Here is a 26,973-nt window from a genome sequence, read left to right on the forward strand (position 1 = left end):
GATTTTCGAAATCGACTAATATTCTTCACATGCATTTTGTCTATATTATACGTCTTATTATGGGGTTTAACGTGGTGTGAAATATTGGCGAAGCTTCTATATTAGATGGAGGTTATAACTATTAATGATTTATTGTATTTTATGATAGGTATCGAACCGACCGAAGTGGTTTGCAATCAGTTGAATTTATAATATTTATTCATAATGATTGATATTGTGCTGGGTTTTTAAGCTTAGTTGTCTGGATACGGACTTAATTGAATCATTCATTGAACCTTTTCGAAGTGAAACTGCATAATTCTTTCCGCAATTAAACATTGCCAAATGATTTGATGGACAAACTTGCTTACGTCCCTGAGGAGGGATGACCCAATGCAAACATGGAAAAAGAAACTGGTTGTATCACAACTTGCATTAGCCTGCACACTGGCTATCGCTTCTCAGGCCAATGCGAAAGATATATCCGGCACGACCTATAATACTTTTGGATATGACAATACTGCGTCAACTCCCTGGTATTATGGTTATGCTGACTGGGATTATTCAGATGCCACACATGATGGTGACATTTATCCGGTCATCAATAAATCAACCGTAAACGGTGTTATTTCGACTTACTATCTGGATGATGGTGTCAATGGCCGTGCGAACGCGTTGAGTATTTCTAACAGCACCATTAACGGCATGATCACGTCAGAATGTATGACCACGACGTGTGCAGATGGCGTGGATACCGACGGTACCACGCATTCCCAGTACGATCGTTTTAGCCTGACCGTTGATAACTCCACCATCAACGATGCCTACGAGCATTACGCGTATGATGTCGTCAATGGCGAGAATACTGAAACGCATTATCTGGACACCTATGGTCTGGGTAACGCGATCACTCTGGACGTTGAATCTGATATCGTTATTCAGAACAACTCCCACGTCGCGGGTATCACCCTGACGCAGGGTTATCAGGAACTGGATAACACTCCGTACGACGGCGTTGAAGGCGTTGCTAACAGCAGCAATGTCTTTACCGATACGCTGGTGGTGAAAGACTCCGTGCTGACCTCTGGTGCGTACAGCGATCTGGGCACCAACGGGTTCTACGGTCAAACGGCTAAGCCGAGCGACTACGGTGAAACCAACGCCTCGGCTGCGGATGATGCGGCGCTGATCGTTGCGGCCGGCGCGTCTGATAACGCCATGCAGACCACCGCGACCTTCGATCACTCTACCGTAACGGGTGACATTCTTTTCTCCAGCACCTTTGATAACAACTTCTACGAGAATGGCGATCCGGCAACGGATACCACTGAAGATGGCGTCTATAACCCAACCACCAACGGCTGGGACGGTACCGATACACTGGATGTTACGCTGACTAACGGCAGCAAGTGGGTCGGTGCAGCGCAGTCCAGCGTTGAAGCCATCGGCACTGCGCAGATGTATGGCCAGGGCTACAGCAACGTAGACTGGCACGCGTTATCGCCGAATAGCATCTGGCCTGATTCTACCTTTGACAGCAACGGCCACGTTGCCGGTGAAGAGGTGTACCAGAGCGGGCTGTTCAATGTGGCGCTGGATAACGGTTCCGAGTGGGATACCCGCAAGGTTTCTAACATTGATGCGCTGACGGTGAACAACCAGTCTCAGGTCAATGTTGAAAACTCCGGCCTGCTGGCGGATTCAATCACCCTGACCAATGCTTCAACCCTGAATATTGGCGACAGCGGGGCCGTAGCCACCGACAGCCTCTATCTGGACAGCTATAGCCGTGCGGCGCTGACCGAAGAAACCGCTGAACTGTATGCCAACACCATCAGCGTGGACAACGGAGCAGAGCTGGCGCTGGGTCTGGGTCAGGTTGATACGCACAACATGGTGCTCACCGATGGTGGTGTGCTCAACGTTGCCAGCCGCGATTATGTGCTGAACAGCGACCTGAACAACGCACGCTACATCACCAACGATCGTTACAAAGCGGAATACGACTATGGTGTTGTCGCGCTGAACTCTGACGGTCATCTGGCGGTGAACGGTGACGTTGCCGGTAATTATAAAGTGCGCATCGACGATGCCACCGGTGCAGGCTCCGTTGCTGATTACGAAAACAAAGAGATCATTCGCGTCTATGACAATAACGCGGATACCGCAGCCAGCTTTACTGCCGCAAACAAAGCCGATTTAGGTGCTTACACCTATCAGGCGCAGCAGAAGGGTGACACCGTTGTTCTCCAGCAGAAAGAGCTGACTGACTACGCCAACATGGCGCTGAGCATTCCTTCTGCTAATACCAACATCTGGAATCTGCAACAGGATACCGTGGGTACGCGTCTGACCAACAGCCGTCACGGCCTGGCAGATAACGGCGGAGCGTGGGTAAGCTATTTTGGCGGCAACTTTGACGCGGATAATGGCACCGTTAGCTACGATCAGGACGTAAGCGGCATTATGGTCGGTCTGGATACTCAGATTGACGGTAATAACGCGAAGTGGATCGTCGGTGGTGCGGCTGGTTTCGCGAAGGGCGATATCAGCGATCGTACTGGTCAGGTCGATCAGGACAGCCAGACTGCGATGATCTACGCGTCTGCGACGTTTGCGAACAACGTCTTCCTCGACAGCTCACTGAACTACACCCGCTTTAACAACGACCTCTCTGCTACCATGAGCAATGGTCAGTATGTTGACGGTGACACCACCTCTGACGCTGTTGGCTTCGGGATGAAGCTGGGCTATGACTGGAAACCAAACCTGTCAGGCTACATCACCCCTTACGCGGCGGTATCTGGTCTGTTCCAGTCAGGCGAAGACTACCAGCTGAGCAACGACATGCGTATCGATGGTCAGTCTTACGACAGCATGCGTTATGAACTTGGCCTGGATGCGGGTTATACCTTCAACTACGGTGGCGAGCAGGCGTTAACGCCATACTTCAAACTGGCGTACGTGTATGACGATGCCGACAACGAGGCGGATATCAACGACGACAGCATTGATAATGGCGTGGAAGGCTCTGCGGTTCGCGTAGGTCTGGGTACGCAGTTCAGCTTCACGAAAAACTTCAGTGCATACACTGATGCGACTTATCTGGGCGGCGGCGACGTTGACCAGAACTGGGGAGCGAACCTGGGTGTGAAATATACCTGGTAATACAGAAAGCGCGGGGGATTTTGCCCCCGCTTTTTTATGTGCTTTAAAAATAATAAAGAACCGACATATACAGATGACTTGAGGTATGCATGAACGTTAATGCGAAACCACTTTCTGAATTAAGCCGGCTCATAAAGTGTCTGGAAGTCGCCGGTACCCCATTTAAGAACGAACCACAGCAATTAATAACTCCCGGCAATAATGATGATGAACCATTGACCTTTGTAATACAGTCCGGCATGACAGCCGTCCACCGTAAATCAGACGAATTACTGGTGGGTATTGCGCGAGCACCGTACATTCATGGTTTAAGTGCATGGATAAATGACAGCTATCTTGAATATTCTCTGATAGCACAAACACCTTGCGCTGGATTTTATTTACCAGCCTCTACTGCGTGCCAACTTATTCAGGAAGCACAGCTTTGGCAAGAAGCTTTCTGCTGGCTGTCATGGCTAAATCATATACTGGGAAAACGTGATATACAGCTGGTCGGAAATAATTCCTACAGTCAAATACGGGCGATGCTGATCAATATGGCCGAGTGGGATGATACGCTACGTTCAAAAATTGGTGTTATGAATCATATTCAGCGTAGCACGCGTATTTCACGTTCGGTCGTTGCGGAAGTGCTGGCGGCGCTGCGACAGGGCAACTACATCAATATGAGCCGGGGCAAACTTATCAGCATCAACCGTTTGCCCACGGACTATTGAGATCAGTTAGAGGCCGTAAGAACCTGCGCTTTATTGGCGCTGAGCTCGGCCACCAGGTTATTTACGCCATCACTCATATTCACGAAGCGGGTGTTCGGCGACCGGGTGACTACCACAAAAGCGCCTACGTTTGATTGCGGAATCATCGCCATGTAGGTGATGAATCCGCCACCCCCACCGGTTTTTTGAATAATACCCGGGCGGCCCTCTTTTGGTGCCATGTACACCCAACCCATGCCGAGAGCATCGGCTTTACCGGGAACGTCCATACCGATGACGCGACGTAACTGGGCACGCTGGTAGATGAGCGTCTGCATCCGATCAGCCTGATTGCTGCGCGCGTAAAAATCCGAGGAGAGGAACTGCTGCATCCAGCGCATCATGTCGCCGGGGGTTGAATAAACCCCACCGCTGCCGATGGCGGCCAGCGTGTTATTACACGGGCTGGCCCCTTTTTCTGCCACCATCAGTCGCTTGCACTGGTCCGGAGATGGAGTGTAAGTGGTATCTTTCATCCCCAGCGGACGCGTGATCTGCTCTTCAAACAGTTGAGGGTAAGGCTTGCCTGATGCCGACGCTAAAGCGTCAGCCAGCAGATCAAACGCGAGGTTAGAATAGCCGGCCTGCGAGCCCGGAGCCGATTTCAGGGTAGCGGTGCTCAGGTAATTCCAGCGCTGTTCGCGGGTTGGCCAGACAAAAACAGGGCGATGCGCGGCGCCACCAGGCTGTTCTCGCGGCAGGGCGCTGGTATGGGTCGCCAGGTTTACCAGTCTGATCGGCGTGCCCTGATATGTCGGCACGCGCGCGCCGGGTGGGGCATATTTGCTGAGCGGATCGTCGAGTTTCACCACGCCCTGATCGAGTAATTTCACCAGCATTTCACTGGTCATCAGCTTGGTTATCGACGCGACGCGGATGACGGAATCCAGCTGCGGGCGAACGTTATTTCCCGGTCGTGTTTCACCGAAGCTGCGAAACACCCGCTGGTTACCGTCGATCACGACCAGCGCCATTCCCGTCGCACCACTGCCGTAATAAATCAGGTTCGCGTAGCGATCGGCAATGTCAGAGGCCAGAACCGGGGCCGTCAGAGGCTGGGCTGCCTGGGCGGTGGACAGGGTCACCGCACACAGCGCGGCGAAAGAGAGCAGACAACGTTTCAACGAAAAGCATCCATCAAGTGAATAAGGAGAGTTACGGGTATTTATACTACTAATCGGCGTCGGGCAATGGCCCGATTTGCATAACGATAGCGAGAAAAACGTAACCGTGGGTAAATTTGAACAATTTACTTGCGGTCAGACTCCCATTTTGTGACATCGACCGTATGATAGACGCTACGGTTGCTGTTGCGAATGAAACGCACCGAAACAATTCCTGAAAACGGGAAAGCGAACTAATAATTCACCCGCAGGTCTGACTTTTTTGCCTGAGCCGGGCGGCTGGCACAGGCAAGGTTTCGCGTGGCGATATGTTGAACACAGCAACAGCCATAACAACAAGAAGGAAGCACAATGTTTAAGTCATTTTTCCCAAAGCCGGGGCCCTTTTTCCTGTCGGCATTTATTTGGGCACTGCTGGCTGTCATTTTCTGGCAGGCCGGTGGCGGCGCGTGGCTGACCCGTCTTACGGGGGCAACGGGCGAGATCCCCATTAGCGCAGCGCGCTTCTGGTCCATGAGCTATCTGCTTTTCTACGCTTACTACCTGCTCTGCGTAGGGCTGTTCGCCATGTTCTGGTTCATCTATTCTCCTCACCGCTGGCAATACTGGTCGATTCTCGGCACGTCGTTAATCATCTTTGTCACCTGGTTCCTGGTGGAAGTGGGCGTGGCGGTCAACGCCTGGTATGCGCCGTTTTACGATCTGATCCAGACGGCGTTGAGTTCGCCGCATAAGGTGACCATAAACCAGTTCTACCATGAGGTAGGGATCTTCCTCGGCATCGCCCTGATCGCCGTGGTGATCGGTGTGATGAATAACTTTTTCGTCAGTCACTATGTGTTCCGCTGGCGTACCGCGATGAACGAACATTATATGGCGCACTGGCAGCACCTGCGTCATATCGAAGGTGCCGCACAGCGTGTGCAGGAAGACACCATGCGTTTTGCCTCAACGCTTGAAGATATGGGCGTGAGCTTTATCAACGCCATCATGACGCTTATCGCCTTCCTGCCGGTGCTGGTGACGCTCTCGTCGCACGTTCCGGAGTTGCCGATTGTCGGGCATCTGCCATATGGCCTGGTGATTGCCGCGATTGTCTGGTCGCTGATGGGAACGGGGCTGCTGGCGGTCGTGGGGATCAAGCTGCCGGGGCTGGAATTTAAAAACCAGCGCGTGGAAGCGGCCTACCGTAAAGAGCTGGTGTATGGCGAAGACGATGCCAACCGTGCGTCACCGCCTACCGTGCGCGAGCTGTTTGGCGCCGTACGTCGTAACTACTTCCGCCTCTATTTCCATTACATGTATTTCAATATCGCGCGCATTCTTTATCTTCAGGTGGATAACGTTTTCGGGTTGTTCCTGCTGTTCCCGTCCATCGTTGCGGGTACGATCACGCTCGGTCTGATGACCCAAATCACCAACGTCTTTGGTCAGGTTCGCGGTTCGTTCCAGTACCTGATAAGCTCCTGGACTACGCTGGTGGAGCTGATGTCCATCTATAAACGTTTACGCAGTTTCGAGCGTGAGCTGGACGATAAGGACTTGCAGGAAGTCACCCATACATTAGGTTAAAAAGGAATTGCTATGCCATTTGCCGTACCACGTGGATTACCGCTGACGTTACTCGCTGCCTTCGTGCTGGCGGGCTGTGCCGATAAAGGGGCCGCCCCGCTCAAAGAAGGCGAGAAGCCCGTTGATGTGGCAAGCGTGGTGCGGCAAAAAATGCCCGCCAGCGTGAAGGATCGCAGCGAGTGGGCTGATGCGCTGGCAACGACCTTCAAAAGCCAGAAGATTGCGCCTACCGAGGAGAATATCTGCTCGGTGCTGGCGGTGGCGCAACAGGAATCGATGTATCAGTCAGATCCTGTCGTGCCTGGCCTGAACAAAATTGCCTGGAAGGAGATCGACCGCCGGGCCGAATCGATGCATATCCCGGTTTTCCTGGTGCATACCGCCCTTAAAATCACCTCGCCAAACGGTAAAAGCTACAGCGAACGGCTGGATACGGTGAAAACTGAGAAACAGCTGAGCGCCATTTTCGACGACCTGATCAGTATGGTGCCGATGGGGCAGAAGCTGTTCGGTTCGCTGAATCCGGTGCATACCGGCGGCCCGATGCAGGTCAGTATCGCATTTGCGGAAAAACATACCGACGGCTATCCGTGGGATATCGACGGTACGGTGCGTCAGGAAGTCTTCTCCCTGCGCGGGGGTCTGTGGTTTGGAACGTATCATCTGCTGAATTATCCGGCCAGCTACGATAAACCGCTGTATCGTTTTGCGGACTTTAACGCGGGCTGGTATGCCAGCCGAAATGCAGCCTTCCAGAATGCGGTGAGCCGCGCCAGCGGTGTGAAGCTGGCTCTGGACGGCGATCTCATTGCTTACGGCAGCAGCGAGGCGGGCACCACCGAACGTGCGGTGCGTAAACTCTCGACGAAGCTGGAGATGAGCAACAGCGATATCCGTCGTCAGCTGGAGAAGGGCGATAGCCTGGCGTTTGAGAAAACGGATTTGTATAAGCAGGTCTTTGCGCTCGCCGAGAAGAAAAGTGGGAAGGCATTACCAAGAGCCATTCTGCCGGGCATTCAGCTGGAAAGCCCGAAGATCACGCGTAACCTGACGACCGCCTGGTTCGCGAAACGCGTGGACGATCGTCGGGCTCGCTGTATGGGACTGTAATCAGCGGCGGTGGCGCCAGCGCAGGACGAGTGCAATGACGCCCAGCACCATGCTGCCCGCAAGGAAGGGGATGAGCCCGAACACGGTGCTCACGCCTAAACCGATTTCAACGCGCGGGCGGCCGGTATCCTGAACCTGCATCAGGTGCTCATACACGCCAGGAGCGTGCACCAGCATATTCAGCAGTTGGGTTCCAGCCCAGAAGCAAAACAGAACAAACAGGGCATAGGCAATGTTCCCCGCAGTGGAGGTTTTTGGTTGTTTTCCGCCAAAAATCGGTTTCGACAATGTAAAGTCTGCCATAAGACCTCCCGAAAATAACACTCTGTTTTAATACGCGTCGTACAGGGTGAGTGTGACAGGTCATAGCATTTGTCAATATCAGAATCGTGGGAAAGTCGGCTCAGGATTCCTCCTGGATTGTCTATTTATGCATCATGTCACAAATTGATAACATAAGTGAAACTGTGCTGCATTTCAGAATTTACGTATCCGCCACAGACGTCTTCAGTAAACTGTGAGAGGATGGTTTTTTTCTGCCGGAGTTGTCATGAAGCTCACTTCCAAACTACGCCGTGACTGGCATTACTACGCCTTTGCGATCGGGCTGATCTTTATTCTTAACGGTGTTGTCGGGCTGCTGGGGTTTGAAGCGAAAGGCTGGCAAACCTATGCGGTGGGGCTGGTGACCTGGGTCATCAGTTTCTGGCTGGCGGGATTCATTATCCGTCGTCGTCCCGATGAGACGACGACGGCAGAGAACGTCGAGTAACCGTTAGTTCATCGAACTTTTCAGGGCGCTGTCAGCGGCGTGACGTTCCAGCGCCAGTTCAATCAGGCGGGTGATCAGTTCCGGATAGCTTATCCCGCTGGCCTGCCACAATTTCGGGTACATGCTGATATTGGTAAAGCCCGGCAGGGTGTTGATTTCGTTAATCACTACCTCGTTATCCGGCGTCAGGAACACGTCGACGCGCGCCATCCCGCAGCATCCCAGCGCCTGATAGGCTTCAACGGCGATCGCGCGGATCGTGTCGTTAACGTCGGGATCGAGTGCGGCGGGCACCACAACCTGGGCACCTTTGTCGTCAATATATTTGGTGTCGTAGGAATAGAAGTCGCTGTTCAGAACCACTTCACCGCAGGTGCTCGCCTGGGGGAAATCGTTGCCCAGGACAGCGCACTCGATTTCGCGACCTTTAATTCCCTGCTCAACCACCACCTTATGGTCGAATTCGAAGGCCAGACGAACGGCATCGTTAAACTGCGCTTCGCTGGTCACTTTACTGACGCCCACGGAAGAGCCCTGATTCGCGGGTTTCACGAACAGTGGCAGGCCAAGCTGCGCCTGGATCTGCGCGAAGCTGTGTTTATCGCGGTTGGCACGCGTAAGCGTCACGAACGGCGCAATGTTCAGACCGGCGTCGCGCAGCAGACGTTTAGTGACGTCTTTATCCATGCAGGCGGCAGAGCCAAGCACATCGGAGCCGACAAACGGCAGGTTCGCCATACGCAACATCCCTTGCAGGGAACCGTCTTCGCCCAGCGTGCCGTGAACGATGGGGAACACTACGTCAATCTGTGCCAGCGCCTGCGCGTTCCCGGCATTAATAAGCTGTCCCTGTTCCACGCCCGGCACCGTTGCGACGCTGATATCAGAAGGATTAAGGGCGATGTGCGCCGGATCGTCAGCATGTAGCAGATACTGGCTGGCATCGTTAACATGCCACTGGCCCTGTTTATCAATGCCCAGCAGCACCACGTCAAAACGGCTTTTATCAATCGCATCAACGATATTTTTAGCCGATTGCAATGACACCTCGTGCTCTGCCGATTTTCCCCCAAAGACAATACCTACGCGCTGCTTTGCCATCTCACTCTCTTCCAGTCTGACGAAAAGCCAATAACATACCACGATGCCCGGCGGGTTTCGCGGCCTTCTGCCATAATGTTTTAAGGGATGTTGAAGGGGGGCGCGTGAGAGGAAAAGGTCTGCTTATTCTTATCGTTATTGCCGGGATCGCCGCGGTGGGCTACCGCTGGTTGCCGCCGCATTACAATCCTTTCGTGCCGCTTACGCTTGACGATCCGCCCGGAAAAATAACCCAGTTTAAACTTCGGCGCTTAACGCCGCAGGCGTGCGAAAATCTGTTAGCGCAGGCGAATCAACGCCAGCTTATCCGTACTCAGGCTGTTGCTGACAGCGCCGGGGAGTGCCCGCTGAGTAACGTGGTGCGCGTGCGCGATTTTGGACCCGTCAGCCTGAACGGCAGCTTTCTTGCCAGTTGCCCGCTGGCGCTAAGCTCGGCGCTGTTTGTCAGCCAGCAGGCCCGACCGCTCACCAAAACCTGGACGGGAAGCGAGCTTACGCGCATTGAACATCTGGGCAGCTTTGCCTGCCGCAATATCTATAGCCGCCCGGATGCGCGGCGCAGTGAACATGCCACGGCGGATGCGCTGGACATCAGCGCCTTCCGGCTGGCAAACGGACAGCGCGTTACCATTCTCAATGGCTGGAAAGCGGAAAAGACGCAGCCCTGGCTACAGGCGCTGCTGTCGGCAAGCTGCGGCTATTACGGTAACGGTCTGGGGCCGAACTATAATGCCGCCCATGCCAACCATTTCCATTTAGGGATGCGCGGATACGGATTATGTCGATGAAGCATAATCTTCCACCGAAAAGTGGATAAATTGTGACTTATTTCACAAATATGATGACTGGGAAGATAAAACACCAAAGTCTGCAAGGCCGCACCTCTGGCGCTATGCCATCGCGCGTAACTTGCTAATCTGTCGGCGAATTCGCCTAAAAATGAAGACTATTTCTGTTATGGAATCCTGGAAAGTTAACCTCATCTCAGTCTGGTTCTGCTGTTTTTTCACCGGACTGGCTATCAGCCAGATATTGCCCTTCCTGCCGCTGTACGTGTCGCAGTTGGGGGTCACTTCCCATGAAGCGCTCTCCATGTGGTCCGGCCTGACGTTCAGCGTGACGTTTCTGGTATCTGCCATAGTGTCACCGATGTGGGGAAGTCTGGCGGACCGTAAGGGGCGCAAGCTGATGTTGCTCCGCGCCTCGCTGGGGATGGCGATAGCCATTTTGCTCCAGGCCTTTGCCACCAACGTCTGGCAGCTGTTTATTCTGCGGGCGATTATGGGGCTGACTTCCGGGTACATTCCGAACGCCATGGCGCTGGTGGCCTCGCAGGTACCGCGCGAGCGGAGCGGCTGGGCGCTCAGCACGCTTTCCACGGCACAGATCAGCGGGGTGATTGGCGGCCCGCTGCTCGGCGGCTTCCTGGCTGACCATGTCGGGCTGCGTGCGGTCTTTATCATTACCGCCATCCTGCTGACAATCAGCTTTATGGTCACCCTTTTTCTGATCAAAGAGGGCGGGCGGCCTGCTGTAAGTAAATCCGAACGACTGAGCGGAAAGGCGGTTTTCGCCTCGCTGCCTTATCCTGGCCTGATGATCAGCCTCTTTGTCACCACGATGGTGATCCAGCTCTGCAACGGCTCGGTGGGGCCGATTCTGGCGCTGTTTATCAAGTCGATGGCGCCGGACAGCAGCAACATTGCTTTTCTGAGCGGGATGATTGCCGCTGTGCCGGGCGTGTCGGCGCTGATGTCCGCGCCGCGTCTGGGAAAACTGGGTGACAGGATCGGTACGGCGCGCATTCTGATGGCAACGCTCATCATCGCCGTGATCCTCTTCTTTGCCATGTCGTTCGTCACCACACCGCTTCAGCTCGGCGTGCTGCGCTTCCTGCTTGGTTTTGCGGATGGCGCCATGCTGCCTGCGGTTCAGACGCTGCTGGTGAAATATTCCAGTGACCAGGTAACAGGCCGCATTTTTGGCTACAACCAGTCGTTCATGTATTTAGGCAACGTAGCGGGCCCGCTGATTGGCGCATCGGTTTCGGCGATGGCGGGTTTCCGCTGGGTATTTGCCGCAACGGCGGTGGTGGTACTTATTAATATTATTCAACTGGCCTTTGCCTTACGCCGTCGCAGGCAAATCGCTGAGGCAAAGTCAGCCCGGTAAACACGATAATATATTATTTATTCTTATGAACGCCGCATTTTTATATAACGAAATGCGGCGCGTTTCTTTTAGAAAAACGTTTCGCTCCCGGTTCGGAATATCTTTTTTGGCAGCGATGTCACTTTTGCATAAGAGAAAATCAATCCATGCTTTGCATTATTCAATGAGGGTGTTAATTTCAGGGGGAATCACAAAAGGAAATAGCACCATGAAAAATCTCATTGCTGAGTTGTTGGTTAAGCTTGCCCAAAAGGAAGAAGAGTCGAAAGAGCTGGTAGCCCAGGTCGAGGCGCTGGAAATTGTCGTTACGGCACTGTTGCGACAGATGGCAAAACCGGAGCAGGAAGCGTTGATAGACAACGTTGAAGGCGCGCTGGAGAACGCTCGCCCTGATTCACAGGTGCCCGCAGAAGATGCGGAGCTGCTTCAACAATACGTAAAGAAGCTTTTAAGGCATCCTCGCAGCTAACCTGCCAGAGGTGAAAATGACGTGTCACATAATTGTCATGCAGGATGCCTGGCGTCGCGCTGTTTTTATTTTTACCCACTTGTCATGGGGTTATTAAATTGAAGCAGAGCACACTTTTCACCGCATTATTTACGTTATTAATGACTTTTGTCCTTCCGGCATAACCGGGTAATGATAATCGCACCGCGACGGAACTGAAATAACCGGTAAGCCCGGCGAAAATCATGGTTGCAGGGTGGTTTTTTTCCCGTAACGAACCAGACTTAACGTGGAACTTCACATAAAGGATGGTGCAATGAAAACAACAATACTGGTTACCCTGCTCTCTGGCCTGTGCCTGATGGCCTCAGCACACGCGGAAGAGAAAACGTTAACGCCCCAGCAGCAGCGCATGACGACCTGTAACCAACAGGCCACATCACAAAGTCTGAAAGGGGATGCCCGTAAAACGTATATGAGCGACTGCCTTAAGAAGGGTGCGACCAAACCGGGTGAAAAAAGCCTGACCCCGCAGCAGCAAAAAATGCGCGAGTGTAATGCTCAGGCGACGCAGCAGATGCTAAAAGGCGACGATCGCAGCAAGTTCATGAGCGCGTGCCTGAAGAAACAGGCGTAGTGCTAAGGGTGAGCCACGATAGTGGCTCACCCAAAATTTCATACTTTCGCTGTCATTCTCTCACTATAGCTGGGGAAATGGTTTCATAATTTTCCCAAGAAAGATGAGCGATGAATGTTATGAAATCACGAGCACATTCGGGAAGCGGGCACCAGCAGCTTTTACTGGATGACTCATACCGTTCCGGCGGCGTTACTCATCAGGACTTACTCAGCTTCTCTGATTTTTCCATGCATTTTTGCATCGCCTCGATCACGGCGGAGCGGAAGCCACGATCTTCCAGCACGCGCACGGCTTCAATGGTCGTGCCGCCCGGCGAGCACACCATATCTTTCAGTTCGCCCGGATGTTTACCCGTTTCCAGCACCATTTTGGCCGAGCCCATTACCGCCTGCGCCGCAAATTTGTAAGCCTGCGCGCGCGGCATGCCGCCCAGCACGGCGGCATCCGCCATGGCTTCGATAAACATAAAGACATACGCCGGCGCCGAGCCGCTCACGCCAACTACCGGGTGGATCATCGCTTCGGCAATCACTTCCGCTTCGCCGAAGCAGCGGAAAATATTCAGTACATCCGCCACGTCTTCAGACGTCACCAGGGCGTTCGGGGTCACGGAGGTCATGCCGGCATTCACCAGCGACGGGGTGTTTGGCATGGCGCGAACAATCTTACGGTCGTGGCCCAGCGCGCGGGCGAGCTGATCGAGGGTCACGCCTGCGGCAATCGACACCACCAGGGTATCTTTATTCAGGCTGGAGGTGATCTCGCTCAGGACTTTAATCATGATATTCGGCTTAACGGCGCCAAAGACAATGTCCGCTACCTGAGCCACTTCCTGCGCGCTTTCTGCGGCGTTGATACCATACTCATCACGCAGCGCCGCGACTTTATCCGGTGACGGGGTATAGACCCAAATCTGCCCCGGCAGCACCTGGCCGCTGGCAATCAGTCCACCGAGGATAGCTTTACCCATGTTCCCGCAGCCGATAAACCCGATTTTCTTATCCATCACGTCTCTCCGTTATTATGCGTTGTTATCTCTCACTGATAGCTTAACAACGAAATGCAGGCGACAATAGTCGCCAGAATCATATTGGGGAGAGACTATGGCGATTTGGGTTGATGCGGACGCGTGTCCGAACGTGATCAAAGAGATTTTATTTCGCGCTGCCGAGCGCGTGCAGATGCCGCTGACGCTGGTGGCGAACCAGAATATCCGCGTGCCGCCCTCCAGATACATTCGTTCTCTGCGCGTTCCGGCCGGGTTCGACGTGGCGGATAACGAGATAGTACGCCTGTGCAGCGCGGGGGATTTGGTGATCACCGCAGATATCCCGCTGGCGGCCGATGTTCTGGCGAAAGGGGCGGCGGCGCTGAACCCGCGTGGAGAACGTTATTCTCCGGCAACGATCCGCGAGAAACTTACCATGCGTGATTTTATGGATACGCTGCGTTCCAGCGGCGTGCAGACCGGTGGGCCAGATAGCCTGTCGCAGCGCGATCGCCAGCAGTTTGCCGCCGAGCTGGATAAATGGCTGCTGGAAGTGAAACGCCGCCCGGCGTAGACATCCTCCGGGCTGTTTTGTGGTACAGTGTGGCTTCCACAGGCTTGTCATTCCGTACCGCTTTGCAGTAAAGTTAGCGCAACATCTTCTGCAATCATTTCTTTACAGCCTTCAGTTATCCGGCATCAAGGGGAACACCTGGTTATGAACCCACCCATCTTTTTAGTTGGCCCTCGCGGCTGTGGGAAAACGACCGTTGGTCTGGAGCTGGCGCGTTTGTGCCAGAGTCAGTTCGTCGATACTGACCACTGGCTCCAGGAGAATGCCGGTCAGACCATCGCCGATATCGTGGAGAATGAGGGGTGGGAGAGCTTTCGCGCGCGCGAAACGGCTACGCTGGAAGCGGTGACCGCACCGTCAACCGTGATTGCAACTGGTGGGGGCATTATTCTGGCACCGTACAATCGTCAGTTTATGCGCGAAAAAGGTGTCGTGATCTACCTCTGTGCCCCGGTGTCGACGCTGGTGGGGCGGCTGGAAGCGTTTCCGGAAGAGGGGCAGCGCCCGGCGCTGACCGCGAAACCGCTGAGTGAAGAGGTCAGCGACGTGCTCGCCGAACGCGATGCGCTATACCGCGAGGCGGCACACCATGTTGTGGATGCCTCGGCGTCACCCGAAAAAGTTGCGATTCAGATTATTACCGCCCTGCGTTTGGCTTGCGCCAGCTAACAGCCGTCTATACTCATAGCTCAGACATAAAAAAAGGATGAGCTATGCCAACCAGACCTCCCTATCCACGTGAAGCCCGCATCGTTACCGTTGAAAAAGGTAATGGCGATGAGACCGTCACCTGGTATCAGCTGCGTGCCGATCACCCCAAACCGGATTCGCTGATCAGCGAACATGAAACCGAACAGGAAGCGCGGGATGCGAAACGGCGCTATGAGGATCCAGAGAAGTCCTGATAAAAGTCCGAATTCGTTACAACCGTGCCTGCATCACACTTTTAACTTATCGCCAATGTTAAGTAGCAGTTAATATTTAGTTATTACAGGTGGATTCGGAAAGGCCAGTCGATCTTTACACTACGGTGTAGAGATCCCCTGCTACGCTTGGTGCTGTTTTGTTGAATAAATGAACGGTGCAGCGTAGTGAGCCTGTACCTGTGTGGCAGTTGTGGTAGTAACGAAAGGCGATCAAAATGAAGGCGACGTTGGCGATCCTCACAATCGGTGTGGTCCCTGTAAGCGAAGTATTACCGCTCCTCACGGAGCATATCTCTGAACAACAGATTAAGCATCTTAGCCTGTTAGGGAAGATGAGTCGGGAAGAGGTCATGGAAGACTACGCTGTCGAGGCGGGGGATGAGCCCCTGGCAACGTTATTAAGCGACGGTAAACTGGCGCATGTGTCGCGCCAGAAAATTGAGCGCGCGCTACAGGGCGTGATCGAAGTGCTCGATAATCAAGACTATGACGTCATTTTGCTGATGAGCACGGCACCGATTAAAGGGCTTAGCGCGCGTAACGCCATTCTGCTCGAACCGATGCGGATCATTCCGCCACTGGTGGCGTCAATTGTGGATGGTCACCAGGTTGGGGTCATCGTTCCCGTTGAAGAACTGCTGGATAACCAGACGGTGAAGTGGGCCGCGCTTGAGCACACTCCGCTGTACGCGCTGGCAAATCCGTTCTGGGACAGCGAAGCGAAACTGATTGCGGCTGGACAGGAGTTGATCGACAGAGGGGCGGATGTCCTGATGCTGGACTGCCTGGGGTTCCATCAGCGGCATCGTGATTTACTGCAAAAGGCGCTGGATGTTCCGGTGTTGCTCTCTAACGTCCTGATGGCGCGCCTGGCGTCGGAATTACTGGTGTAATGAATTTTGCGTGACAGGTCATGAGCATGGCCCCTATAGTGGATTTTTCTCTATAAATATAAGGGCCAGTTCATGCTTCAAAGTAACGAATACTTTTCCGGTAAAGTGAAATCCATTGGTTTTACCAGCAGCAGCACTGGCCGCGCCAGTGTCGGCGTAATGGCAGAAGGGGAATACACCTTTGGCACCGCAGAAGCGGAAGAGATGACGGTGGTCAGCGGCGCGCTGAACGTCTTACTGCCGGGTGAAACGGAGTGGAAAGTCTTTAGCGCCGGGCAGGTATTCAACGTGCCGGGCCACAGCGAGTTCCATTTACAGGTTGCAGAGCCAACCTCTTATCTGTGCCGCTATCTGAAGTGATGTTTTTTCCCTCTCCCCGTTGGGGAGAGGGTGATGGAGAATTACCTCTGCGCTTCGCCGCCGAGGCCTTCCACCAGATTCTGGATCAGCGCCGCCAGCTCGCCGGTCATCAGGATAAAGTCTGCGTCAAAGCGCTGGGCATAATCTTCGCGGTCGATATCTTCGTTCTGATCGCGCAGTTCATCGCAGAATTTCAGACGCTTCACCGAGCCGTCATCACACATCACAAACTGAATGCGCTGCTGCCAGTCGAGCGCCAGTTTGGTCACCACTTTGCCCGCTTCAATGTGCACGGCGATTTCGTCGCTCACCAGATCCTGTTTCTTCGCGCGGATCACGCCGCCGTCTTCCAGCAGCGCTTTCAGCTCTGCTTCATCAAGGATCTGGAAGCCCTGAGCGGCCGTCCCGCTGCGCACCCACTCCGTCAGGGTCAGCTCAATCGGCGTTTCCAGCGCCAGCGGAACCACCGGCAATGAGCCAAGGCTCTTACGCAGCAGCGCCAGCGTATCTTCCGCTTTTTTGGCGCTGGCGCAGTCCACCATGATCAGCCCGTTAACGGTATCGATCCACATCATGGTCTGGCTAAAGCGGCTAAAGGCGCGCGGCAGCAGCGAGTGCAGCACTTCATCCTTCAGCGAATCTTTTTCGGTTTTTTTAAGCTTACGGCCCTGTTCAGCTTCCAGCTTGAAGATCTTCGCTTCGAGCGCCTGCTTAACCACGGGCGTTGGCAGGATCTTCTCTTCTTTACGGGCGCAAACGATGATTTGCCCCGTGCTGCTGGCGTGGGTCAGCGCATCGCTTTGAGAACCCATTGGCGGAACCCAGCCGGTTTTTGCCATATCCTGGCTACCGCAAGGGGTAAAGGAGTAAGCGGCTAACTGTTTTTCCATCTCTTCTGCACGCAGCGAAACGTCGCGGCTGAGACGGTAAACCATCAAATTTTTGAACCACAGCATGATAATTTCCACGGCCTTGTCGTTAAATCAGCGGGCATGATAACGAATTGTCGCATCGCTTGCATTGCTAATCGGGAAGCAGGCTTCTACTCTGTTGATAATCAAAATAATGAGGAGTGTCTTGTGCGTATTGGGATTGATTTGGGCGGCACCAAAACAGAAGTTATTGCGCTGAGCGAGCAGGGAGAGCAACTGTTTCGCCACCGTCTGCCTACGCCGCGCGATGATTATCACCAGACCCTCGAAACGATTGCCCGCCTGGTCGATATGGCAGAGCAGGCAACGGGCGAGACGGGGACGGTGGGGATTGGGATCCCCGGCTCCATATCGCCCTATACTGGCGTGGTGAAAAATGCCAACTCCACCTGGCTCAACGGTCAGCCGTTTGATAAAGACGTAAGTCAACGTCTGAACCGGGAAGTGCGTCTGGCAAATGACGCCAACTGCCTGGCGGTGTCCGAGGCCGTCGATGGCGCCGCGGCAGGCGCGCAGACCGTTTTTGCGGTCATCATCGGCACCGGCTGCGGGGCGGGCGTAGCTATCAGCGGACGCTCGCATATTGGCGGCAACGGCACCGCGGGCGAGTGGGGACACAACCCGCTGCCGTGGATGGACGAAGATGAACTCAAATACCGCGCCGAAGTACCGTGCTATTGCGGCAAGCAGGGCTGTATTGAGACCTTTATTTCCGGGACGGGGTTTGCCACCGATTATCATCGTCTGAGCGGCCAGCCGCTGAAAGGTAACGAGATTATGCGTCTGGTTGAGGAGCAGGATCCGGTGGCTGAACTGGCGCTCAGCCGCTACGAAATGCGGCTGGCAAAATCCCTGGCGCATGTGATCAATATTCTCGATCCCGACGTGATTGTGCTGGGCGGCGGCATGAGCAACGTCGACCGGCTGTACGCGACGGTGCCCACGCTGATAAAACAGTGGGTATTTGGCGGCGAGTGCGAAACGCCGATCCGCAAAGCCGTCCACGGTGATTCCAGCGGCGTGCGCGGCGCAGCGTGGTTGTGGCCGGAATAAACGCAAAACAGCAACGCAAGTTTTTGTACCCTCTCCCACGGGGAGAGGGCCAGGGTGAGGGCACCAGACCGCAGCGCCCTATCATTTAACCCACCGCAAACTCCCTGTCCAGCCTGCTGTATCCCAGTCCGTTGATCTTCTTCACTTTGATCTGCACCGGAATACGATCTTTCATTGCCTCGACGTGACTGATCACGCCGATGGTTTTCCCGGTGGCGTTCAGCGCGTCGAGCGCATCCAGCGCGGTATCCAGCGTTTCGCTGTCGAGCGTGCCGAACCCTTCATCCAGGAACAGCGAGTCAATCCGCGTTTTGTGACTGACCAGATCGGAAAGCGCTAAGGCCAGCGCCAGGCTGACCAGGAAACTCTCCCCGCCGGAAAGGGTGCGCGTATCGCGTACCGCATCGGCCTGCCAGGTGTCGACCACCTCCAGCTCCAGCGCGTCGCTCGCTTTACGCTGGAGCAGGTAGCGGCCGTGCAGACGGTTGAGCTGCTGGTTGGCAAGCCACACCAGGTTATCCAGCGTCAGCCCCTGGGCAAATTTACGGAATTTATCGCCGGTGCTGGAGCCTATCAGCGCATTGAGATAGCCCCAGTCGTCGGCCTGACGCGCCGCTTCCTCAATCTGCTGCATTAACGCCTGCTGGTGCAGACGGTTATCGCTGTCCTGTTTGAGCTGCTGGCGGATCTCCCCCTGATGCGTGGTGTTGTCCCGAAGCTGCTGCGCCAGCTGCTGTATCCGTGCCTGAAGGGTTGCGAGATCGGTTTCCAGCCCCTCCGGGCGTTGTGTCTGGTGCGCCTGAAGCTGCTGGCTTGCCTGTACCGAGAGCGCCATGGCCTGCTGAAGCTGGTTCTCGAGCGTCTGCTTTTGCTGTTCAAGCTGGCGGATCGACGCATCATCCAGCAGGGCGGCGAGAAATGCCTCGCGATCGGCGAAGCAGCTCGCGGTCAGCGCGGCGCTGAACTGAGCCTGCGATTGCTGAAGCCGTTCACGCTCCAGGGTCTCCTGCTGCTGTAGGGTGGCGAGCTGGCTTTGCAGCGACACGCATTCGTCGTGGATCGCACGCCAGTTTTCAGGGATCACCGCGTCGGCTTCTGCATTATCAGAAACCGGCAGCGTATCCAGAATGGGCATCAGGGCGTTAATACGCTCCTGAATCGTACCGTGCTGGGCCTGTTTTTCCTGCCACCGGGCGTATTCGTTTTCGCGCGCGCTGAGCCAGGCGTTTTCAGCACCCTCATCGGGCTCGCAAAGCGACAGCGACCGTAACGAGGCCGCCAGCGCCTGACGCGTCGCCGCCAGCTGCTGCTGGTGCTGGCGCGCCTGTCCTTCCTGTTCATTGAGCTGGTATTGCAGCGTCAGACGCTGGCTTAGCTGATAAAGCTGGCGTTCGTACTGCTCCTGTTCGCTCATCCAGGGGGCGATATCATCCTGAATATTCAGCGCTATGTTCAGGGAAGTGCAGACCTCCAGCCACTCTTTAGTGAGTGCTTGCTCTTCCTGAGAGAGGGACTGGGCTTCCGCTGTCTCGCGCTGGATCTGCTGGGTCAGCGCATTGACCTGCCCGAGCACCAGCAACCCTTCCTCTTTCAGCGCGGCAACCTCTTTTTCGAGGGCATCGCGGCGGCGCTGATTGTCTGTCAGTTCGAGTGCCTGATACTGCACCACGGCCGGATGTTCGCATGAGCCGCAGAGCGGGCAAGGCTTACCGGCTTCCAGCTGAGCACGATAATTCTCAAGATCTTTGATTGTCGCTTCACGCTCACAGAGCGCCTTAAGATCGACAAAGTGCTGATTTTTCTCTTTATACTGCTGACGGCGCAGGGTCAGGGTGTCGTTGAGCGTGACCTGCTCAGCCTGTGCTTTCTTCACGCTTTCCGCATTCTGGCGCAGCCGTTTTTGCAGCGGCTGATAGCGAGCGTGAAGCGCGGTCAGGCGCTGGCGAAGCGCCCGCGTGTGTGCCTGTTGCTCCATTGCGGTTGTGATGGCCTCAGCCGTCAGCGTCAGCGTACTTTCCGGCATCCCGGCCAGCTTCTGGCGGAGCTCAGCAATGCGCGCCGACTGGGCCGCGAGCTGATTTTTATCGCGACTCAGCTGCGTAAAATGCGCCCGCCAGCCGGCAATTTCCTGTCCCCACTGACGGAAACGATCGTGTTCGGTCAGCCACTGCGTCAGCGCCGTGTGCTCTGTCTGCAACTGTTCACGGTTGCGCAGCGCACCGTTGCGGATACGCGCGCGCTGTGCCGCTCTGTCGCGTAAGCGAGTATTTACTTCAGCAATTCGCTCTGTGGTCTGCGACAGGCGGGCGGTCTGCTCCTGCTGGTGCTCCCACAGGGGGCGCAGCTGGGCGGCGGGCTGGGCCAGCTGAAGCTTCGCCAGTTGGGGAGCGGCGTCCGTCAGAGCCTGTTGCGCCTGCTGCTGCGAAACGGCTGCGCGCTGCTGTTCACGTATTAGCTCGTCGTTACGCGTAAGCCACTGAAAATCTTTCTGTTGGCTCTGCTGCCGGGCCAGCAGGATCTTTTCTTCGTCAGTGAGTGCCTGCAAACTTTGCTGCAAGTGCTGCTGCTGTTCCTCGCTCAGCAGCACAACGCCTGCGGCCTGCGCTTCACACATCTCCAGCGCGCTGCGTGCCGCTTTATGTTTTTCGAAGACCATGGCGGAAATCTGGCCGTAAATTTCCGTGCCGGTCAGTTCTTCCAGCAGCTCAGCGCGATCGCTCGGTTTCGCATTCAGGAAAGCGGCAAACTGCCCCTGAGAGAGCAGCATCGAGCGGGTAAAGCGTCCATAGTCCAGCCCGGTCAGTGCGGCGGTTTGTTCCAGCTTATCCGTGACTTTGTCGGCCAGAATTTTGCCGTCTTCGCAGCGGGCCAGCTCCACACGCGGTGCCTGTAAGTTTCCGTCCGGCTGGTTGCGGGCACGGTTCTGGCTCCAGAAAGCGCGATAGGCGACGCCTTTAACCTCGAACTCCACCTCTGCCAGACATTCGGCGGTATCGCGCGTCATCAGGTCGTTTTGGGCCTGGGAGACCTTATTAAGGCGCGGCGTTTCGTGGTAGAGCGCCAGGCAGATAGCGTCCAGCAGCGTGGTTTTACCTGCGCCGGTGGCACCGGTGATGGCAAACAGCCCGTTGCTGGCGAACGGCTCCGCGGTGAAATCAATTTTCCACTCGCCTTTCAGTGAATTGAGATTTTTCAGACGCAGGCTCAGAATTTTCATGCGTTTTCTTCCTCGTCATTGAGGGTATGCAGGGTCTGGGCAAACAGCTCGTTAAGCCTCGTTTGCCTGGCCTCGTCCATCTCTTCATGCGCAAGCCGCCGCGCGAACACCTCTTCAACCCGGAGTTCGCTCAGCGTTTCACGTTGAGCGCTCAGCAGAATTTTCTCGCGCTGCTCGCGGCTGCGGCGTACCAGCAGCACCTCCACGGGAAGATCTTCCGTCAGCGTCTGAATTTTACGCTGCATATCGTACAGGTAGTCGTCGGTGGCGATTTCGATATCGAGCCAGACGGGCGGGCTAAGCGCTGCGCCGCGCCACTGTTCAAGCTGGGCGGTAATGGCGGCCAGATCGCCTTTCAGCACCGCCAGCGGCTGGGTGACCGGCACCTCAAGCGTCTCAACGGCGCTGAGTTTGCCGTCGGTGAAGCTCACCAGATGCACGGATTTGGCTTTGCCCGTTTCGTCAAAACTGAGCGAAATGGGCGAGCCGCTGTAGCGGATGTGCTCGCAGCCGCCGATGATTTGCGCCCGGTGAATGTGCCCGAGGGCAATGTAGTCAGCGGGCGGGAAGTTCTGCGCCGGAAACGCGTCCAGCGTACCGATATAAATTTCGCGCACCGCGTCACTCTTACTGGCCCCGACGGTGGTGAGGTGTCCGGTGGCAACGATCGGAATGGCCTGTTCACCGCGCAGGGCACAGGCTTCCGTATGTTGCTGGTGGTAATAGCGCGTGATGGCCTGCAACAGATGCTGCTGCTTTTCGCTGCCGGACAGGCCGGCCTGGCTTTGCACGATATCGCGCGGGCGTAAAAACGGGATAGGGCACAGCACCGCGCCCGGCGTGCCGTCGCGTTTTTTCAGGATCTGCGGCGCGTGGCCGGCGCTGGCTACCACGGTGGTATTGAGGTACGCCAGAATATCGCGGGATTCGTTCAGCATCGCCACGGAATCATGGTTTCCGGCGACAATCACCAGATGACAACCGGTTTGCTGGAGGTTGACCACAAAACGGTTGTACAGCTCACGCGCATAGCTCGGCGGCGATCCGGTATCAAAAATGTCGCCCGCCACAATGATTGCGTCCACCTCGTGAGCCTGAGCCGTCTCCAACAGCCAGTTCAGGAACGCTTCATGTTCCGCGGCGCGGCTTTTGCTGTAAAAATTTTGACCCAGGTGCCAGTCTGAGGTGTGAAGTATGCGCATAAGAGATCCGTGGCAATAATAAGAAAGCAGGATTATAAACTTTCGGGGAGCGGAAAATAACCGCTGTAATAAAACAACAGTTTGCCATTTACCGTGGTAATGTTTTTCATAAATCTGTCATAAATCTGACGCATAATGACGCCGCATTACAGACTTGTAACTTAAATACGATAAGACAGGGCAAAGTATGGCGAGACGTATTCTGGTCGTAGAAGATGAAGCTCCGATCCGTGAAATGGTGTGCTTCGTGCTTGAACAAAATGGCTTCCAGCCGGTTGAAGCGGAAGATTATGACAGCGCGGTGAACCAGCTGAATGAACCCTGGCCCGACCTGATCCTGCTGGACTGGATGCTGCCTGGCGGTTCCGGATTGCAGTTTATCAAGCATATTAAGCGCGAGGCGATGACCCGCGATATCCCGGTAGTGATGTTGACGGCGCGCGGTGAGGAAGAGGATCGCGTGCGCGGTCTGGAAACCGGCGCGGACGATTACATTACCAAACCGTTCTCCCCGAAAGAGCTGGTGGCTCGAATCAAAGCGGTGATGCGCCGTATTTCACCGATGGCGGTGGAAGAGGTGATTGAGATGCAGGGGCTGAGCCTCGATCCTACCTCACACCGGGTCATGACCGGTGAAAATCCCCTCGATATGGGGCCCACCGAATTTAAACTCCTTCACTTCTTTATGACACACCCGGAACGCGTTTACAGCCGCGAACAGTTGCTGAATAACGTCTGGGGAACTAACGTCTATGTCGAAGACCGAACGGTTGACGTCCATATTCGCCGCCTGCGTAAAGCACTGGAACTGAGCGGCCACGATCGCATGGTACAGACGGTCCGCGGCACGGGTTATCGTTTCTCGACCCGTTTCTGAACAATGACAGGAGTGTGACGCGTGCTGGAACGTCTGTCATGGAAAAGGCTCGTCTTTGAACTGATCTTATGCTGTATTCCGGCCCTCATTCTGGGGGCTGTTTTTGGCTATCTGCCGTGGTTTTTACTGGTGGCCGTGACGGGACTGCTCGTCTGGCATTTCTGGAATTTACTGCGCCTGTCATGGTGGCTATGGGTCGACAGGAGTATGACACCTCCGCCGGGAAGCGGGAGCTGGGAGCCGCTGCTCTACGGCCTGCACCAGATGCAGATGCGTAATAAAAAGCGTCGTCGTGAGCTGGGAAGCCTGATCAAACGCTTTCGCAGCGGCGCGGAGTCGCTGCCGGACGCGGTGATCCTGACGACGGAAGAAGGGACCATCTTCTGGTGTAATGGCCTCGCGCAACAGCTGCTGGGCCTGCGCTGGCCGGATGATAATGGCCAAAATATCCTTAACCTTCTGCGTTATCCCGAGTTCACGCTGTATCTGAAAAAGCGCGATTTTACCCGTCCGCATAACCTTAAGCTCAACAACGGTCGTCATCTGGAAATCCGCGTGATGCCCTACAGCGATCGGCAGTGGCTGATGGTGGCGCGTGACGTAACCCAGATGCACCAGCTTGAGGGCGCGCGCCGTAACTTCTTTGCTAACGTCAGTCACGAGCTGCGTACGCCGCTGACGGTGCTTCAGGGCTACCTGGAAATGATGCAGGAACAAACGCTGGAGGGGGCGCCGCGTGAGAAAGCGCTGCATACCATGCGGGAGCAGACGTTCCGCATGGAAGGGCTGGTCAAACAGCTGCTGACGCTTTCAAAGATTGAGGCAGCCCCGTCGCTGGCGCTAAACGACATCATTGACGTGCCGATGATGCTGCGGGTGGTAGAGCGCGAGGCCCAAACGCTGAGCCATAATCAGCACACGCTGGCTTTTGACGTTGATAACACGCTGAAAGTGCTTGGCAGTGAAGATGAGTTGCGCAGTGCTATCTCAAATCTGGTGTATAACGCCGTGAATCATACCCCGCAAGGGACGCATATTACGGTGCGCTGGCAGCATACCCCGGCGGGCGCTGAATTTAGCGTCGAGGACAACGGCCCGGGGATTGGGCCAGAACATCTCCCGCGTCTTACCGAACGGTTCTACCGGGTGGATAAAGCGCGCTCGCGGCAGACCGGGGGAAGCGGACTGGGGCTGGCAATCGTGAAGCATGCGGTGAGCCACCACGACAGCCGTCTTGATATCGAAAGTACCCTGGGCAAGGGCACGCGCTTCAGCTTCGTGCTTCCGGAACGATTAATTGCCAAAAAAAGCGCCTGATGGCAGGCGTGTCAGTTTACCTTTCCACGGGCCAGCGTTTGCTGGCTCGTTTGCTTTGCAGTCAAGCGAAACGCGGCTGAATATTATACGGCTGCTGCTTTTTTGTTCGCATGATTAGCCATGAGTTTTTCTTATACATGGCATATTATTTTGGTCTGCATTTTCATGCTGGCATATTGTTCTGGTTTTACGATCCCTCCTTGCCTTTAAACGTTATAAGCGTTTAAATTGCCCCCCATATACTGTCAGACCGACTGTATATGCGTGGTAAATCGAAAAACTATTCTTCTCCACGCCAGGACGGGAGCATATCCCGCTGAAATTGAGCAAATTTTCCGCTGCATTGTCCCGTCAGGGATGGCGAAAATCTCAACGTTTTCAACACCACATCCACAGGCAGTAAGGTTTTATGACCCATCACTTGAAATCGCGTGACATTATCGCGCTGGGCTTTATGACATTTGCGCTGTTCGTTGGCGCAGGCAACATCATTTTCCCGCCAATGGTTGGCTTACAGGCGGGTGAACACGTCTGGACGGCTGCGTTTGGCTTCCTGCTGACTGCCGTGGGTCTACCGGTACTGACCGTCATCGCGCTGGCGAAAGTGGGCGGCGGTGTGGACAGCCTCAGCACCCCGATTGGCAAAGTGGCCGGCGTTCTGCTGGCAACCGTCTGCTATCTGGCCGTTGGCCCGCTGTTCGCAACCCCGCGTACGGCGACCGTCTCCTTTGAAGTGGGTATCGCTCCGCTGACCGGTGACGGTGCGATGCCGCTGTTTATTTACAGCCTGATTTACTTCGCCATCGTGATTCTGGTTTCTCTCTATCCGGGCAAACTGCTGGATACCGTAGGGAACTTCCTGGCACCGCTGAAAATTGTGGCGCTGATCGTGCTGGCGGTTGCGGCTATCGTCTGGCCTGCGGGTCCTATCAGCTCCGCGATGGACGCGTATGAGAACGCGGCGTTCTCAAACGGTTTCGTGAATGGCTATCTGACGATGGATACGCTCGGCGCGATGGTGTTTGGTATTGTTATCGTTAACGCCGCGCGTTCTCGCGGTGTGACCGAAGCGCGTCTGCTGACCCGCTACACCATCTGGGCTGGCCTGATGGCCGGTGTCGGCCTGACGCTGCTGTATCTGGCGCTGTTCCGTCTGGGGTCAGATAGCGCAACGCTGGTCGATCAGAGCGCAAACGGCGCGGCGATCCTGCATGCTTACGTGCAGCACACCTTTGGTGGGGCAGGCAGCATGCTGCTGGCAGCGCTGATTTTCCTCGCGTGCCTGGTGACGGCGGTGGGCCTGACCTGCGCCTGTGCAGAGTTCTTCGCCCAGTATCTGCCGCTCTCTTACCGCACGCTGGTGTTTATCCTCGGCATCTTCTCCATGGCGGTGTCGAACCTCGGTCTGAGCCACCTGATTCAGGTATCCATTCCGGTGCTGACGGCGATCTATCCGCCATGTATCGTGCTGGTCGTGCTGAGCTTCACGCGTCCGTGGTGGCATAACTCTACGCGAATTATTGCGCCAACCATGTTTATCAGCCTGATTTTTGGTATCCTTGACGGGATCAAAGCATCAGCATTTGCAGAAATCCTGCCAGCCTGGACACAGCGTCTGCCGCTGTCCGAGCAGGGCCTGGCCTGGCTGATGCCTTCCGTTGTTGCGCTGGTTCTGGCGATTGTTTGGGACCGTGCTGCCGGGCGTCAGGTAACCTCCAACGCTCATTAATCAACGGCAACAAATTGTTTAACCACGGGGCTTAAGGCCCCGTGGTTTTTTGTTTTTTTCGTGT

At 55.1% G+C, this 26,973-nt stretch carries 25 protein-coding genes; 18 read left to right on the forward strand and 7 right to left on the reverse strand.

Annotation, left to right across the window (positions count from 1 at the left end; all coding sequences use genetic code 11):
• Positions 1-372: 372 nt before the first annotated feature.
• Both DBR02_RS15485 and DBR02_RS15490 read left to right on the forward strand, forming a co-directional pair.
• Positions 373-3,147, forward strand: coding sequence for an autotransporter outer membrane beta-barrel domain-containing protein (locus DBR02_RS15485; protein ID WP_107534778.1), 2,775 nt, complete (start codon positions 373-375; stop codon positions 3,145-3,147).
• Between the two features lie 89 nt (positions 3,148-3,236).
• Positions 3,237-3,863 (forward strand): helix-turn-helix domain-containing protein, encoded by a 627-nt coding sequence (locus tag DBR02_RS15490; protein ID WP_107534779.1) that lies wholly within the window; start codon positions 3,237-3,239, stop codon positions 3,861-3,863.
• Between the two features lie 2 nt (positions 3,864-3,865).
• Here the strand turns inward: DBR02_RS15490 and ampH are convergent, their stop codons facing one another.
• Entirely contained in the window at positions 3,866-5,026 is a 1,161-nt protein-coding gene (gene ampH / locus DBR02_RS15495; RefSeq protein ID WP_063451732.1) for a D-alanyl-D-alanine-carboxypeptidase/endopeptidase AmpH, read from the reverse strand.
• 351 nt (positions 5,027-5,377) lie between these two features.
• Between ampH and sbmA the strand changes: the two genes are divergently transcribed.
• Together sbmA and DBR02_RS15505 are read left to right on the forward strand one after the other, a co-directional pair.
• Positions 5,378-6,598 (forward strand): peptide antibiotic transporter SbmA, encoded by a 1,221-nt coding sequence (gene sbmA / locus DBR02_RS15500; protein ID WP_063451731.1) that lies wholly within the window; start codon positions 5,378-5,380, stop codon positions 6,596-6,598.
• 12 nt (positions 6,599-6,610) lie between these two features.
• Positions 6,611-7,708, forward strand: a complete 1,098-nt coding sequence (locus DBR02_RS15505; RefSeq protein ID WP_107534780.1) for a DUF1615 domain-containing protein — start codon at positions 6,611-6,613, stop codon at positions 7,706-7,708.
• On the opposite strand, the gene DBR02_RS15510 is transcribed toward DBR02_RS15505, so the two are convergent.
• Entirely contained in the window at positions 7,709-8,011 is a 303-nt protein-coding gene (locus tag DBR02_RS15510) for a DUF2755 family protein (protein WP_063451729.1), read from the reverse strand. It abuts the gene before it with no gap.
• A 247-nt stretch (positions 8,012-8,258) separates the two neighbouring features.
• On the opposite strand from DBR02_RS15510, the gene DBR02_RS15515 reads away from it, so the two are divergent.
• On the forward strand, positions 8,259-8,480 hold the full coding sequence (locus tag DBR02_RS15515) for a DUF2754 domain-containing protein (RefSeq protein WP_063869114.1): 222 nt from the start codon (positions 8,259-8,261) through the stop codon (positions 8,478-8,480).
• 3 nt (positions 8,481-8,483) lie between these two features.
• On the opposite strand, the gene ddlA is transcribed toward DBR02_RS15515, so the two are convergent.
• Positions 8,484-9,581 carry a D-alanine--D-alanine ligase gene (gene ddlA / locus DBR02_RS15520; protein ID WP_063869112.1) on the reverse strand — a complete coding sequence of 366 codons (1,098 nt, stop codon included), beginning with the start codon at positions 9,579-9,581 and terminating at the stop codon, positions 8,484-8,486.
• Between the two features lie 104 nt (positions 9,582-9,685).
• Between ddlA and DBR02_RS15525 the strand changes: the two genes are divergently transcribed.
• The 4 genes from DBR02_RS15525 to psiF all read left to right on the forward strand — a co-directional run bounded on the left by DBR02_RS15525 (position 9,686) and on the right by psiF (position 12,838).
• On the forward strand, positions 9,686-10,369 hold the full coding sequence (locus DBR02_RS15525) for an extensin-like domain-containing protein (protein WP_063869110.1): 684 nt from the start codon (positions 9,686-9,688) through the stop codon (positions 10,367-10,369).
• Between the two features lie 169 nt (positions 10,370-10,538).
• Positions 10,539-11,753: a multidrug efflux MFS transporter gene (locus DBR02_RS15530; protein ID WP_107534781.1), complete on the forward strand. Its 1,215-nt coding sequence runs from the start codon at positions 10,539-10,541 to the stop codon at positions 11,751-11,753.
• 208 nt (positions 11,754-11,961) lie between these two features.
• On the forward strand, positions 11,962-12,222 hold the full coding sequence (iraP, locus tag DBR02_RS15535; protein ID WP_063869106.1) for an anti-adapter protein IraP: 261 nt from the start codon (positions 11,962-11,964) through the stop codon (positions 12,220-12,222).
• 295 nt (positions 12,223-12,517) lie between these two features.
• Entirely contained in the window at positions 12,518-12,838 is a 321-nt protein-coding gene (gene psiF / locus DBR02_RS15540; RefSeq protein WP_063869104.1) for a phosphate starvation-inducible protein PsiF, read from the forward strand.
• Positions 12,839-13,037: 199 nt separating this feature from the next.
• Here psiF and proC read toward each other — a convergent pair whose 3' ends face one another.
• On the reverse strand, positions 13,038-13,847 hold the full coding sequence (gene proC / locus DBR02_RS15545; RefSeq protein WP_063451722.1) for a pyrroline-5-carboxylate reductase: 810 nt from the start codon (positions 13,845-13,847) through the stop codon (positions 13,038-13,040).
• A 97-nt stretch (positions 13,848-13,944) separates the two neighbouring features.
• Between proC and DBR02_RS15550 the strand changes: the two genes are divergently transcribed.
• The 5 genes from DBR02_RS15550 (at position 13,945) to ppnP (ending at position 16,582) form a co-directional block, all read left to right on the forward strand.
• Positions 13,945-14,403 carry a YaiI/YqxD family protein gene (locus DBR02_RS15550; protein WP_063451721.1) on the forward strand — a complete coding sequence of 153 codons (459 nt, stop codon included), beginning with the start codon at positions 13,945-13,947 and terminating at the stop codon, positions 14,401-14,403.
• Between the two features lie 144 nt (positions 14,404-14,547).
• Positions 14,548-15,072 carry a shikimate kinase AroL gene (aroL, locus tag DBR02_RS15555; protein ID WP_063869102.1) on the forward strand — a complete coding sequence of 175 codons (525 nt, stop codon included), beginning with the start codon at positions 14,548-14,550 and terminating at the stop codon, positions 15,070-15,072.
• 44 nt (positions 15,073-15,116) lie between these two features.
• On the forward strand, positions 15,117-15,308 hold the full coding sequence (gene yaiA, locus DBR02_RS15560) for a protein YaiA (protein ID WP_063451719.1): 192 nt from the start codon (positions 15,117-15,119) through the stop codon (positions 15,306-15,308).
• 236 nt (positions 15,309-15,544) lie between these two features.
• Complete coding sequence (locus DBR02_RS15565) at positions 15,545-16,222, forward strand: AroM family protein (protein ID WP_107534782.1); 678 nt, start codon at positions 15,545-15,547, stop codon at positions 16,220-16,222.
• A gap of 72 nt (positions 16,223-16,294) precedes the next feature.
• On the forward strand, positions 16,295-16,582 hold the full coding sequence (gene ppnP / locus DBR02_RS15570; protein WP_107534783.1) for a pyrimidine/purine nucleoside phosphorylase: 288 nt from the start codon (positions 16,295-16,297) through the stop codon (positions 16,580-16,582).
• Positions 16,583-16,623: 41 nt separating this feature from the next.
• On the opposite strand, the gene rdgC is transcribed toward ppnP, so the two are convergent.
• On the reverse strand, positions 16,624-17,538 hold the full coding sequence (gene rdgC, locus DBR02_RS15575; protein WP_006809928.1) for a recombination-associated protein RdgC: 915 nt from the start codon (positions 17,536-17,538) through the stop codon (positions 16,624-16,626).
• 123 nt (positions 17,539-17,661) lie between these two features.
• Here rdgC and mak point away from each other — a divergent pair, with 123 nt between their 5' ends.
• Positions 17,662-18,567, forward strand: a complete 906-nt coding sequence (gene mak, locus DBR02_RS15580; RefSeq protein WP_107534784.1) for a fructokinase — start codon at positions 17,662-17,664, stop codon at positions 18,565-18,567.
• Between the two features lie 85 nt (positions 18,568-18,652).
• Here mak and sbcC read toward each other — a convergent pair whose 3' ends face one another.
• Positions 18,653-21,784, reverse strand: a complete 3,132-nt coding sequence (gene sbcC, locus DBR02_RS15585; RefSeq protein ID WP_107534785.1) for an exonuclease subunit SbcC — start codon at positions 21,782-21,784, stop codon at positions 18,653-18,655.
• Complete coding sequence (sbcD, locus tag DBR02_RS15590; RefSeq protein WP_107534786.1) at positions 21,781-22,986, reverse strand: exonuclease subunit SbcD; 1,206 nt, start codon at positions 22,984-22,986, stop codon at positions 21,781-21,783. The genes sbcC and sbcD overlap by 4 nt, the downstream gene beginning before the upstream one ends.
• A gap of 187 nt (positions 22,987-23,173) precedes the next feature.
• Between sbcD and phoB the strand changes: the two genes are divergently transcribed.
• The 3 genes from phoB (at position 23,174) to brnQ (ending at position 26,909) form a co-directional block, all read left to right on the forward strand.
• On the forward strand, positions 23,174-23,863 hold the full coding sequence (gene phoB, locus DBR02_RS15595) for a phosphate response regulator transcription factor PhoB (protein WP_003859122.1): 690 nt from the start codon (positions 23,174-23,176) through the stop codon (positions 23,861-23,863).
• A gap of 21 nt (positions 23,864-23,884) precedes the next feature.
• Positions 23,885-25,180, forward strand: coding sequence for a phosphate regulon sensor histidine kinase PhoR (phoR, locus tag DBR02_RS15600; protein WP_063869094.1), 1,296 nt, complete (start codon positions 23,885-23,887; stop codon positions 25,178-25,180).
• Between the two features lie 409 nt (positions 25,181-25,589).
• A complete protein-coding gene (gene brnQ / locus DBR02_RS15605; protein WP_063451713.1) occupies positions 25,590-26,909 on the forward strand; it encodes a branched-chain amino acid transporter carrier protein BrnQ in 1,320 nt (439 codons plus the stop codon).
• Positions 26,910-26,973 lie beyond the last annotated feature (64 nt).

Origin of the sequence: Enterobacter cloacae complex sp., from assembly GCF_900322725.1 — a bacterium.
GTDB classification, from domain to species: Bacteria; Pseudomonadota; Gammaproteobacteria; order Enterobacterales; family Enterobacteriaceae; genus Enterobacter; species Enterobacter quasihormaechei.